Raw genomic sequence first — 12974 nt, forward strand, 5'->3', positions numbered from 1 at the left:
ATATTTCATACGGACCATTGTTAGCAGAATAGTTAACGCTAAGTCAACCTTCTAAGCACTATATTGCTTATTACGCTGCTGGCTGCTGGTTCATTAGCTCGTTGAAGCTAACGGCCGCTTCAGTCACCTGAGCTTTAGCAATGATAGCGTCAATCGCTTGCTCTTCAAGAGCAACGTTACGCATGTTGTTCATCATTTGCTCGTTTTGCTCGTAGTAAGCAACGACTTCTGCTGGATCTTCGTATGCTGTTGCCATCTCTTCGATGATAGCTTTAACTTTTTCGTCGTCCGCTTTTAGCTCTTCAGACTTGATCACTTCACCTAGAAGTAGACCAACAACTACGCGACGTTTAGCTTGCTCTTCGAACAATTCGCGTGGAAGCTGCGCTGCTGCTTCAGGGTTACCGCCAAAGCGTTGCGCAGCTTGCTGACGTAGCGTACCGATCTCTTGATCGATAAGTGCAGTAGGAACGTCGATGTCGTTCTCTTTCACTAGGCCGTCAAGCGCTTGCTCTTTGATACGGTTTTTGATCGCTTGCTTAAGCTCACGTTCCATGTTCTTACGAACTTCTGCTTTAAGTGCATCAATACCACCTTCAGCAACACCGAACTTAGAAACAAACTCGTCGTTTAGTTCTGGTAGCTCACGCGCTTCAACTTTGTTTACTTTGATAGCAAACTTAGCCGCTTTACCTTTTAGGTTTTCAGCGTGGTAATCTTCAGGGAATGTCACATCGATTTCGAATTCCATACCAGCAGTCTTACCTGCGATACCATCTTCAAAACCTGGGATCATACGACCTGCACCCATTTCTAGTGGGAAGTTTTCAGCTTTACCGCCTTCAAACTCTTCACCGTCAATAGAACCAACGAAATCAATTGTTGCACGCTTGCCTTCGCCAGCGGCTTCTTCAACTTCAACCCAAGCAGCTTGCTGCTTGCGAAGTGTGTCGATCATCTCTTCAACGTCAGCATCTTGAACTTCAGTTGTTGGTTTTTCAACAGTGATCTTATCAAGACCTTTCAGCTCAACTTCTGGGTAAACTTCAAAAGTTGCAGTGAACACTAGGTCTTGACCTTCATTGTTCTCTACTGGAGCGAAAGCTGGGGCGCCTGCTGGGTTGATTTTTTCTTTAACGATCGCTTCGATGAAGTGACGTTGCATTACTTCGCCCATCACGTCTTGACGTACTGCTTTGCCGTACATCTGCGCAACCATTTTTAGCGGCACTTTGCCTTTACGGAAACCATCGAAACGACGGTTTTTTGCGATGTTGCGTAGTTCAGCTGTTACAGCATCTTCGATGTTTGCAGCAGGAACAGTAATGTTTAGACGGCGCTGTAGGCCCTCTAGCGTTTCAACAGTAACTTGCATTATTCATTAACCTCAAAACTGGCTCAGATTACTGAGCTTATGTGCTCCACTCGTGTTATAGAGAGAACCCATCCTTGTATGTACTCTATGAGTACTCTTCATAAATCGAGTATCGGAAACTAAGCCATCTTAGTTACCGGACTAATCAGCGATATCTTCTCGAACAATCGTCGCTAAAGGTATCTCCGATTAGCCTCAGGATTAAAAATTTAGACGCAGCATTCTACCGAGCAGATCGATAGCTGTCGAGCCGATCGCAGAGATCGCCACGCGATAACCCTAAAAACTCACTTAACTGCTAAAAAAAACACCAATTACGGTTTCTTTGCACTCAGAAATGGGGACATTAAAGTCTTTTTCAAGAGAAACTAATGTTTTTTTTGAGTTTAAAGACAAAAGTCGATCTAAGTCCGGTTTTATCCCTCAATTTATCAATGCCCCTAAACACATTTGTAACAAAACCCTTTACGCTATAGCCAGTTAAAGAAATCATTCAGGGATTGAAATGCTAACGTTTCGTCGCAGCAAATTTACTCTACTGGTGCTGTACGTTTTTGTCGTTATCGGTGGCTCAAGTTGGTTTTGGCAATCAAGTGAAAACAGGCAGTTAGCAAACCATCAAGAACAACTAGAACGTTTTGCTGAGTACATTTCTAGTAAACTCGATAAGTATGCGCATTTACCGCAGTTGATCGCCAAAGACCCCGCTCTAGTTGCCGCTCTCCAGTCGCCCAACAATACGGCGCAGATAGAGTTGACCAACCGCTTTCTTGAGCAGGTTAATCAAATCATCCAATCGACGGACGCTTACCTGCTTGATGAGTATGGCAATACCATTGCGTCAAGCAACTGGAACCTTGAGCGATCGTTCTTGGGGCGGAATTACGCTTGGCGACCTTACTTTTCAGACGCTATCCAAGGGCAGCGCAGTCAATATTTTGCGCTCGGTTCAAGCTCCAAACAACGCGGCTACTATTTCTCTTATCCCGTCACCTACGCGGCGGAAATCATTGGCGTCATCGTAATTAAGACAGATCTCACTGCGATTGAGGCCAATTGGCAAAATAGAACCAATATCTTCGTCGCTACCGACGCCAATAATGTCATCTTTATGTCAAGCAATGACGACTGGTTGTTTAAAAGTTTAACCCCTCTGTCTGAACAGGATCGTTTGACTATTCTTAACAGTCGCCAGTACTTAGATAAACCAATTCGTTCAATGAATCTTATTGGAGATATAAGCCAAGAGCATGCTGAGTTAAAAAACCCGACGGCCTCTGGGTTTGAAAATGACTACTTAGTCTCTTCACGTCCATTAAGTAAACACCCACTGACCTTGCGAGTACTGAGTTCGAAATCCATTTTGGTTTGGAACTCATTAAGCTTTGCTTTAGTAACCAGCTTGCTGTTTGTCATCGCCTACCTTTCACTGCAACTTGCCTACCAACGCCAGTTAAAAAAACGTCAGTTCGAGCAGTTACAATCAGAGGCCAGACAAAAACTTGAGTTTTTGGTGATGGAGCGTACTTCAGAATTACAAGCGGAAATTCATGAACGAGTCAAAACCGAGCAAGCATTACGTCAGACACAAAACGAACTAATCCAAGCGGCCAAACTGGCGGTATTAGGGCAAATGTCGGCGAGTATTAGCCACGAGTTGAATAATCCTCTCGCCGCAATTCGCAGTTTCGCCGACAATGCTCGACGCTTTCTGGTTAAGCAAAGTTATGATCGCGTCGATGATAATTTAATGCGCATCTCGGCATTGACCGATAGAATGGCAAAGATCAGTAATCAACTGCGTTCATTTGCCAAAAAGAGTGACAGTAACGAAATAAGCCAGCTTGATGTCTCTCCGTTGATCATCGCTGCCAAAGAGCTGCTCAGCGCGCAATTTAAAGCCGAGCAAACTGAGTTGACGTTACAGCTTGGCGATCCACTACCAGAGGTAGAGCTCAACCCAATTCAATTTGAGCAAGTGTTGATTAATCTCATCACCAATGCGCTGCAAGCCGTGACACAACAAAGTCATAAGCAGGTCGTTATCTCGACCCAACAACGAGATCAACAGCTGTGTATTTATGTCGATGACAACGGTCCTGGGATTCCGTTTAACCAACGAGCCCAACTGTTTGAGCCCTTCTACACCACCAAGAAAAATGGTTTAGGGCTTGGTTTATCGATCTCACAACAGATCATGCAAGCCATGAATGGCCGCCTGCAAGTCAATGAATCACCATTAGGTGGCGCGCGTTTTATTATTTCACTGCCGCTGAACACCGAACAAGCGTAACAAGGAACACCGATGTACGATGTAATATTCATCGATGACGAGGGCGACATTCGTCTCGCCATTGAACAAAGCTTTGAACTTGAAGAGATCTCAGCGCGATTTTTCGCCAGTGCCGAAGACGCCCTATTGGCGATTAAAATCGATGGACTGCCAAAGGTTGTGATTACAGACATCTGTCTGCCTGGTCTTTCTGGCGAGAACATGTTGTCGAGCATTTTGCACCAAGATGCAGATATTCCGGTGATCTTAATTACTGGTCACGGCGACATCTCGATGGCGGTAAATGCCCTACAAAACGGCGCTTATGATTTCATTGAAAAGCCATTTCCGATTGATCGCCTGATAGACACGACCCGACGCGCCCTAGAAAAACGTGAGCTGACAATAGAGAACCAAGAGCTAAAACGTAGCTTGAAAGCGAGTCAGGCGTTAGGCCCGCGAATTATTGGTGACACACCATCAATTCAGGCGTTGCGCGATACCATCATCCATATCGCCGACACCAGTGCCGACATTTTACTGTTTGGCGAGACCGGAACCGGGAAAGAGCTGTTTGCCCGCTCGATTCACGAACAAAGCTCTCGTCGCGACAATAATTTTGTCGCGATTAACTGCGGCGCAGTTCCAGAAAACCTGATTGAAAGCGAGCTATACGGCCATGAAAAAGGCGCATTCACTGGCGCAGACAATCAACGTATTGGCAAATTTGAACATGCACAAGGCGGAACACTGTTCTTAGATGAGATTGAGTCAATGCCGATGCAAGCACAAATTCGTCTGCTGCGGGTATTACAAGAGCGTGTGATTGAACGCGTTGGCTCTAATGAACTGATCCCGATTGATATCCGAGTGATTGCGGCAACCAAGGTTGATCTTAAGCAAGCCGCAAGTGAAGGGATCTTTCGCGAAGATCTCTATTATCGCCTCAATGTTGTCACACTCGATTTACCGCCACTGAGACAACGTAAAGAAGACATTCCAACCTTATTCCATCACTTTTTGTTAGTGGCTGCCGCGCGCTATGGTAAATCAGCACCCGCGATAGAGGCGCAACAAATCCATCAGTTAATGAGCCACGACTGGCCGGGTAACGTGCGTGAACTGCGCAATGCAGCTGAACGTTTTGTTTTACTTGGTAGATTGTCGCAGTTCGATGGTCAACCTGAGCCAGAGAGCCACGATATGGGACTGGCCGAACAGATGGCTGAGTTTGAAAAGAGTCTCATCGAACAAGCCTTGAACCATCACCAAGGCAGCATCAAGCAAACCATGCAGCAACTGCAACTCGCACGGAAAACCCTCTACGATAAAATGCAAAGATATGGGTTAGATAAAGATAACTACAAATCTGATTAACCAATGCCACATGCCAATAAAAAGCCCCGCAATGACATCATTGCGGGGCTTTTTATTACGTTTCTAATCAAGCACTACTTGGTGATGATTTCTGGCCCCATCAGGGTGGTTGGTAGCCAGGTTGATACCCAAGGTACATAAGTCACAATGATCAAGAACAAGAACATCACTCCGACCCATGGCAATGCCGCTTTGACCACTTGCATCATCGACATTTTGGCCACCCCAGCAGTGACAAACAAGTTGAGCCCCACTGGCGGCGTTATCATGCCAATCTCCATATTGACCACCATCATGATACCAAGGTGAATAGGGTCGATGCCCAGCGCAATCGCAATTGGGAACACCAGTGGAGCAACAATGATCAGCAGACCCGATGGTTCCATAAACTGACCGCCAATCAACAGTAGAACGTTGACCACAATGAGGAAGGTGATCGGCCCCAGTCCGGCCGATAACATCGACTCAGTAATCATCTGAGGGATGCGTTCTTCCGTCAGTACGTGCTTGAGGATCAAAGCATTAGCAATGATAAACAGCAACATAATGGTCAGCTTACCCGCGTCGTACAGAGTCTGTTTTGTGTCTTTATGCACAAACGCTTGAACAATCTTGACCAGTGCAGGCTTGGTGTTTTTCTTATCGGAAAATGGTCCCATGTCTTTGTAGACAAAGTTAGCGATAAAGAATGAGTAAATGGCCGCAACGGCAGCAGCTTCGGTCGGGGTGAAAACACCACCGTAGATACCACCAAGAATAATGACCACCAGCAATAGACCCCAGCTGGCATCCTTTGCTGAATTAAACATTTCCTTCCAACCTACAAAGGGTTGTTTCGGTAGGTTCTTTACGCGCGCCGCAATGTAGATAGCTATCATCAACATTACGCCCGCCAACAGGCCAGGAATCACGCCACCTAAGAACATACGACCTACGGATACATCCGTCGCCGCCGCATACACCACCATAACGATAGAAGGTGGAATCAAGATTCCTAGCGTCCCGGCATTACAAATAACTCCGGCCGCAAAATCTTTTGAATAGCCGTTTTTAATCATACCGGCGATAACAATACTACCGATAGCCACTACCGTTGCAGGAGATGACCCCGACAGCGCGGCAAACATCATACAGGCAACCACAGAGGCCATCGCGAGGCCGCCGCGGAACCAACCAACCATCGCGATGGCAAAGCGAATAATACGTTTCGCCACCCCACCAGTAGACATAAAACTTGAAGCGAGAATAAAAAATGGAATCGCGAGTAAAGTGTAGTGTCCGGCAAATGCATTGAATAAGGTTTGTGCCACTGACGCCAGTGACGCGTCAGAATGGATCATTAAGAACAAGACACTTGATAGACCCAATGACACCGCAATTGGTACACCGATCAGCATAAAGCCAATCACCATGATAAATAAGAATAAAATATCCATGGCTTAGCTCTCCTTGCTGTTATTGTTGTGTTTAGGTTCCATCGCCTCGCCCGCGTCTTTGAGTTCTTCTTTCCATGCTTCGAGTTCTTCTTCCGCTTCATGGCCAGCAATAAGACGATCAAGCTCGCCAGTCATGATCTGCCAAGTGGCTTGTGCAAAACGTAATGTCAGCAACGCCATACCGATCGGCAGCGCCATATAAGGAATAAAACGTGGCAGTTTTTCGTAACGCTCGCCTTCATTAAGCCAATCCGCCATAAATTGCAGTATCTCTGGCATCGGAATATCGTCGGTTTCATACCACGCACGCTCGGTCGCAAAGGGATACCAATAGTTCCATGAGCCAATCAGCAGTAGAATAGAAAAGGTCAAACAACCAGCGGCAGCGGCGAGAGCGTAGATTTTGCGCAGTTTCTCTGGCGCGAGGTTGATAATAACATCAACGCCGATGTGGAAATGCTTTTTCACTCCGTATGATGCGCCAACCAGCACCATCCAAGCGAACATAAAGACCGTTAGTTCCAACGCCCATAAAATGTTGTCATTAAAGACATAGCGAAACACAACGTTAGCAAAAGTGAGCAAGGTCATCGCTCCTAAGAAAAACGCGATCAGAGTTTCCTCGATTGCGTCCGTCACCTTCCCGATTCTGGCAAAAATAGACTGTTCCATAAGTTTCTTCACTTTATCGCAGTTCAAATAAAGGCCCTCCTCCCGAACAAGAGGGCCAATAGTTAGAGATCGTTATAATTATTGTTGGTAATTACTGGTTCGACGCCAATGCGGCTTCGATTAAGTCTGAACCAATGTCTTTCTCAAACTTCTTCCACACGGGTTGAAGTGCTGTCACCCATTCTTGACGCTGTTCAGCAGTCAAAGAACGAACTACACCGCCGGCTTCAATGATATTGTTCTTGTTGGCAAGATTAACCTTCGAAGACTCTGCGTTACGTGCTTCGGTAACTTCTTGAATGATGTTACCAAGTTGACGACGCTGATCTTCAGGTAGTCCTTTCCAAAAATCTTTAGACGTCACCACAAGGTAATCCAAGATGCCGTGGTTTGTTTCGGTAATGCCGTCCTGAACTTCGAAGAATTTTTTACCGTAGATGTTTGACCATGTGTTTTCTTGGCCATCGATAACTTTGGTTTGTAGACCACCGTAAACTTCTTTGAATGACATTTTCTGTGGGTTAGCGCCAAGCTGTTCAAACTGAGCAACCAATACATCTGACGCCTGTACACGGAACTTGAGGCCTTTCGCATCTTCAGGAGAGATAAGTGGCTGGTTAGCCGACATCTGCTTCATGCCATTATGCCAAAACGCCAAGCCTTGAAGGCCACGGCGACGCATTGCATTCTTGAGCTTTTCACCTGCTTGTGAATTTTGGAAACGGTCAACCGCTTCAACATCTTCAAACAAGAAAGGCAGATCGAAGATACGGTATTTTTTAGTGAACTTTTCAAACTTTGACAAAGAAGGGGCAGCAAGTTGCACATCACCATTAAGCAGCGCTTCAAGCACTTTATCATCATCATAAAGCGTTGAGTTTGGGAAAACCTGCATACACATTTTTCCGTTCATCTCTTCGTTGACACGCTTTTCAAGTAATGAAGCCGCGATTCCTTTCGGGTGTTTATCTGTATTCGTTACATGGCTGAACTTGATGACCGTTTCACCCGGGTCACAGTTCGCCGCAGCATTAAAACTGGTCACAGCAAGAATTGAAGCAGATAGTAGGGTCAATGGCTTAAGCATTATTATTCTCCTTGTTAAATGAACAACCCCATCACTGGGTGTTGATATTTATATAAGGGCAATAACCAAGCCAAGTTAGAAAAAAGACAATTAATAACTACAAATCAATAATTTATGAAAAACTCGCATTTTTGCGCTCTGTTTGAGATCACATCTTGCAACACAAATGGGTGGAAACCTACCCATCAAAAAAACCAAGACGGGTCAATTCACACATATTTAACAATTCCATAAAGCAGATAAAACAAATGGCAGTCCGAAGACTGCCATTTTGGTAAATTGAGATAAGGTGAACATAAGGAGACGGGAATAGACACCTCAACTCACAAGAACGTGATACTTATTTCACGCGTTAATTTAAGAATAGTCGACTTTAGTTATTTTACTAACAATTTAATCAATAACATTACCGTTAGTGAAACTCGATTCGCTGCTCGGTACTCGCATCAAAAAACACCGCTTTAGAGAGGTCAAAATGCAGTGGCGCAACTTGACCAGCCCTGACATCCAGTTCCGGAGAGAGTCGACATGCCACTTCTTGCTGATTCACTTTGATCATCGCAATGGTATCTGGTCCAGTCGGTTCAAGAACCTCTAACGTTAGATCTAACTGTGTGGTTGCACTAGAGTCTGGATTTTCACTGTCAGTGATATGCTCGGGGCGCAAACCAATCACAATCTCTTTACCATCTTGATCGCGCATTGATGAAGGCAAATTGATGTGATGCTCCTGATCATTACCGCCTTTAACTTTGATCACCGGATTATCTTGTTCATCCAGATCAACCATGGTTTTGATAAAGTTCATCGATGGTGAGCCCATAAAGCCAGCAACAAACATATTATTGGGTTTATTGTAAATCTCTTGTGGCGTACCAAGCTGCTGCAGTTCGCCATCTTTCATCACCGCAATTCGGTCTGCTAAGGTCATTGCCTCAATCTGATCATGGGTCACATAAACGATGGTGGTATTGAGCTGTTGATGCAAACGCTTAATTTGATGACGCATCTCGACACGTAATTTTGCGTCGAGGTTAGACAAGGGTTCATCAAATAGGTAGAGCTTAGGTCGACGAGCGAGTGCACGCCCCATCGCGACACGCTGGCGCTGACCGCCAGACAGTTGCGAGGGTTTACGATCTAGCAAGTGTTCAATTTGCAACATGGTTGCCACGCGCTCGACTTCGGCGTCAATATCCGCTTGCGGCATCTTGCGGATTTTAAGACCAAACTCAATGTTACCGCGTACCGTCATATTGGGGTACAACGCGTAAGACTGAAACACCATCGCAATGTCTCGGTCTTTAGGTTCGATATCCGACACATCATTGCCATCAATAACAATTTCTCCGGAGCTGATACTTTCCAGCCCTGCAATGGTGTTCATCAATGTCGATTTACCACACCCTGATGGGCCAACAAGAATCAGAAATTCACCAGAATCAATATTAATATCGATACCTTTTAAGGTTTCTTGCTCCGCTTTGGGATAGGTTTTACGGATCTGTTTAAGTTCGAGTGTTGCCATGATAATTATCCTTTTACCGATCCAGCCGTTAGGCCGCGAACAAAATATTTTCCTGCTAAGGCATAAACTAATAGTGTTGGGAGTGCCGCGATGATGGCCGCGGCCATATCGACGTTATACTCTTTCACCCCGGTGCTGGTATTGACTAAGTTATTCAACGCGACCGTAATCGGTTGAGTTTCTGAACCTGAATAAACCACCCCAAACAGGAAGTCATTCCAAATTGCCGTGAACTGCCAAATCACCGTGACCATAATAATTGGCGTTGAAATAGGCAGTAATATCTTGAAGAAGATAGTAAAGAAACCTGCACCATCGAGCTTCGCCGCTTTAACCAGTTCATCAGGAATACTGATGTAGAAATTACGAAAGAACAGCGTGGTGAACGCCATACCATAGATAACATGGACAATAACCAACCCAGCGGTGGTATTTGCCAAGCCCAATTTGCCCAGTACTGTAGCCATTGGCAGCAAAATGACCTGAAACGGTATAAAGCAACCGAACAGCAGTAAACTAAAAAACAGGTTCGAACCACGGAACTGCCATTTGGTCACAACGTAACCATTGAAAGCACCGAGCAAGGTCGAAATAGCTACCGCTGGAATCACCATTTGAAATGAGTTCCAGAAATACCCTTTGATCCCTTCACATTTCACCCCTGTACAGGCCGTATCCCAAGATTTAAACCATGCATCGAATACCCACTCTGTCGGCAAACTCATCAAGTTGCCCGCTTTAATATCGGGTAAAGTTTTGAATGAGGTGATCACCATAACAAACAACGGCATCAAGTAGACGACACAGAAAAAGGCCAGTGTTGAGTAAATAAACAGTCGAGAGAAATTGATACTGCGCATCATGATTTTTTCTCCCTCAATTCAGAATAGAGATATGGTACTAAAATCGCTAAAATCCCCGCCAACATCATCATCGCACTGGCAGCACCAAGCCCTATTTGACCTCGAGTAAAAGAGTGCGCATACATAAACAGGGCAGGTAAATCAGAAGAGTAACCCGGCCCACCAGCCGTCATCGCGGTGACTAAATCAAAGCTCTTAATCGCAATGTGTGAAGTAATAATGACGGCACTAAACACGACCGGTCTTAAACACGGCATGATGATGCGCCAGTAAATCGTTGGTAAGCTCGCGCCATCAATTTGCGCCGCCTTGATGATTGAAGAATCGATACCACGCAGTCCTGCTAAGAACATTGCCATCACAAAGCCTGATGATTGCCATACCGCCGCAATCACTAAGGTGTATACCGACATGTCTGAATTGACCAACCAATCAAACTTAAAGTCGCTAAACCCCCAATCTTGCACCAATTTCTCGATCCCTAAACCTGGGTTCAAAATCCATTTCCATGCGGTACCAGTGACAATAAAAGAGAGCGCCATTGGGTAAAGATAAATAGTTCGAATCGCCCCTTCTTGACGAATGTTTTGATCGAGTAATATGGCTAAGCCAATACCAAGCCCTATCGCGACAATCATAAACAACAGACCGAAAATGGCTAAGTTTGAAATTGAGGTGATCCAACGGTCGTTCTCCATCAGCTTTTCGTACTGGGCAATGCCGACGAAATTGAAGCTAGGAAGAAAACGAGAGTTGGTCATTGATAGTGCCGCCGTCCAGAAAATATAACCGTAGATACAAACTACGGTGACTAATACGGTCGGGGCCAGAACGATTTTCGGTAACCAAAGCTGCAGTCGATCGGCGAGATTTGGCCTCGCCTTCGACTTATTCTGATGCCGATTTACAACATGCTCCATAACGAGTCCTTACGTCTAACAACCTGTCACATCCTGACTAGGTTTTAAAGGAAAGGGCGTACAGGCTCCCCACAAGCCTGCACGCCCTTTGGGGTGTCACTTTCGCGCCAATTAAATCGCCGCTTTGACCGCTTTGGCTAGCTTTTGTGCGGCTTGCTGTGGATCGGCATCGGCATCGTTAAAGAAGTTGGTTACGACATCGTAGATTGCACCTTGCGCATAACTGGTTGTTGCCAAACCATGAGCCATACTCGGCACGAGATCGCCTGAATTAGCACTCGCTTTAAAGGTTTCCATTGAATCTAATGCACACTGGTCAAACTTAGCCATATCCATATCAAGACGAACTGGAATTGAGCCCTTATTGAGGTTAAATACCTCTTGAAATTCCTTAGTTAAGATGGTGCTGGCTAAATCTTGCTGCGCTTTTTGGTTGTCTTTATTGCTTAATTCAAAGAACGCAAAGCTATCGATGTTGAAAGTAAATTGACCCGCGGTACCTGGCGCTGGCGCACAAATGTAATCTTTACCCGGTACTTTGCCTGCGGCAGTAAATTCGCCTTTCGCCCAGTCTCCCATGATTTGCATTGCAGCTTCACCATTGATGACCATTGATGTCGCAACGTTCCAGTCACGACCCGGTGAGTTGGCATCAACGTAGTCTCTGACTTTCTTAAACTTAGTGAATACTTCGACCATTTTGTCGCCAGACAACACGTCCATATCTAAATCAACGAACGCTTTGTTATAGTCTTCACTACCTAAGACATCGAGAGCGACCGCTTCGAACACTGTCGCGTCTTGCCATGGTTGACCACCATGAGCTAATGGAATAAAGCCTGCTGCTTTAATTTTTTCGGCAGCAGCGAAGAATTCATCTAAAGTCGTTGGCAACGTAACCCCAGCCTTGTTGAGTACCTCTGGGTTAGCCCACAGCCAGTTCACACGGTGTACGTTAACTGGTACTGCAACGTACTCTCCATCGAACTTCATCACCTTAGTGACCACTGACGGTAAGAACTCATCCCATTTCTGCTGTTTGGCGGTAGTGCCTAATGACGTTAGGAAGCCCAATCCGCCCCACTCTTGAATATCATGGCCTTTAATTTGCGCCGCTGAAGGTGGATTTCCCGATACTGCGCGCGTTTTTAGAACTGTCATTGCTGACTCACCACCGCCACCAGCAACGGCGAAGTCTTTCCATGTATGATTTTGCTCTTCGAGCATCTGTTTCAGCACGGCCGCAGATTTAGCTTCGCCGCCTGCTGTCCACCAGTGGAGCACTTCAACTTCACCTGCGTGAGCAACATTGGCTGCCGATAAGAGAGAGAGAGTAAGTAGGGTTTTATTTAGTTTCATTATTATCTTCCATGTATTGGATTAGACAGTTAGGCCAACGGCTAAATGGCCTTAAGCGTTCTTGCTTAAACTGTTTTGCTTAAAC

At 45.5% G+C, this 12974-nt stretch carries 10 protein-coding genes; 2 read left to right on the forward strand and 8 right to left on the reverse strand.

Translation table 11 applies throughout. From position 1 onward, the window contains the following. Positions 1-70: 70 nt before the first annotated feature. The gene (gene tig / locus ViNHUV68_RS09660) at positions 71-1375 is read right to left on the reverse strand and encodes a trigger factor (RefSeq protein ID WP_038172939.1); all 1305 of its coding nucleotides are present in this window, start codon (positions 1373-1375) and stop codon (positions 71-73) included. Positions 1376-1880: 505 nt separating this feature from the next. Here tig and ViNHUV68_RS09665 point away from each other — a divergent pair. After that, a complete protein-coding gene (locus tag ViNHUV68_RS09665; RefSeq protein ID WP_391087735.1) occupies positions 1881-3668 on the forward strand; it encodes an ATP-binding protein in 1788 nt (595 codons plus the stop codon). A 12-nt stretch (positions 3669-3680) separates the two neighbouring features. Further along, positions 3681-5024, forward strand: a complete 1344-nt coding sequence (locus ViNHUV68_RS09670) for a sigma 54-interacting transcriptional regulator (RefSeq protein WP_391087738.1) — start codon at positions 3681-3683, stop codon at positions 5022-5024. A 74-nt stretch (positions 5025-5098) separates the two neighbouring features. On the opposite strand, the gene ViNHUV68_RS09675 is transcribed toward ViNHUV68_RS09670, so the two are convergent. The 7 genes from ViNHUV68_RS09675 to ViNHUV68_RS09705 all read right to left on the reverse strand — a co-directional run bounded on the left by ViNHUV68_RS09675 (position 5099) and on the right by ViNHUV68_RS09705 (position 12889). Next, positions 5099-6460, reverse strand: a complete 1362-nt coding sequence (locus ViNHUV68_RS09675) for a TRAP transporter large permease subunit (protein WP_391087740.1) — start codon at positions 6458-6460, stop codon at positions 5099-5101. A gap of 3 nt (positions 6461-6463) precedes the next feature. Then, complete coding sequence (locus ViNHUV68_RS09680) at positions 6464-7132, reverse strand: TRAP transporter small permease (protein ID WP_038172943.1); 669 nt, start codon at positions 7130-7132, stop codon at positions 6464-6466. A 91-nt stretch (positions 7133-7223) separates the two neighbouring features. Continuing rightward, positions 7224-8219, reverse strand: a complete 996-nt coding sequence (locus tag ViNHUV68_RS09685) for a TRAP transporter substrate-binding protein (protein ID WP_038172944.1) — start codon at positions 8217-8219, stop codon at positions 7224-7226. A 412-nt stretch (positions 8220-8631) separates the two neighbouring features. Further along, positions 8632-9747 carry an ABC transporter ATP-binding protein gene (locus tag ViNHUV68_RS09690; protein ID WP_038172945.1) on the reverse strand — a complete coding sequence of 372 codons (1116 nt, stop codon included), beginning with the start codon at positions 9745-9747 and terminating at the stop codon, positions 8632-8634. 5 nt (positions 9748-9752) lie between these two features. Next, positions 9753-10610 (reverse strand): ABC transporter permease subunit, encoded by an 858-nt coding sequence (locus tag ViNHUV68_RS09695; RefSeq protein WP_391087744.1) that lies wholly within the window; start codon positions 10608-10610, stop codon positions 9753-9755. Next, the gene (locus ViNHUV68_RS09700) at positions 10607-11530 is read right to left on the reverse strand and encodes a carbohydrate ABC transporter permease (protein WP_038172947.1); all 924 of its coding nucleotides are present in this window, start codon (positions 11528-11530) and stop codon (positions 10607-10609) included. Before ViNHUV68_RS09700 ends, ViNHUV68_RS09695 begins: the two co-directional genes overlap by 4 nt. Positions 11531-11641: 111 nt before the next feature. Beyond that, positions 11642-12889, reverse strand: coding sequence for an extracellular solute-binding protein (locus ViNHUV68_RS09705; protein ID WP_391087747.1), 1248 nt, complete (start codon positions 12887-12889; stop codon positions 11642-11644). Between the last annotated feature and the right edge of the window lie 85 nt (positions 12890-12974).

Source organism: Vibrio sp. NH-UV-68, from assembly GCF_042940635.1.
Classification (GTDB): domain Bacteria; phylum Pseudomonadota; class Gammaproteobacteria; order Enterobacterales; family Vibrionaceae; genus Vibrio; species Vibrio pacinii.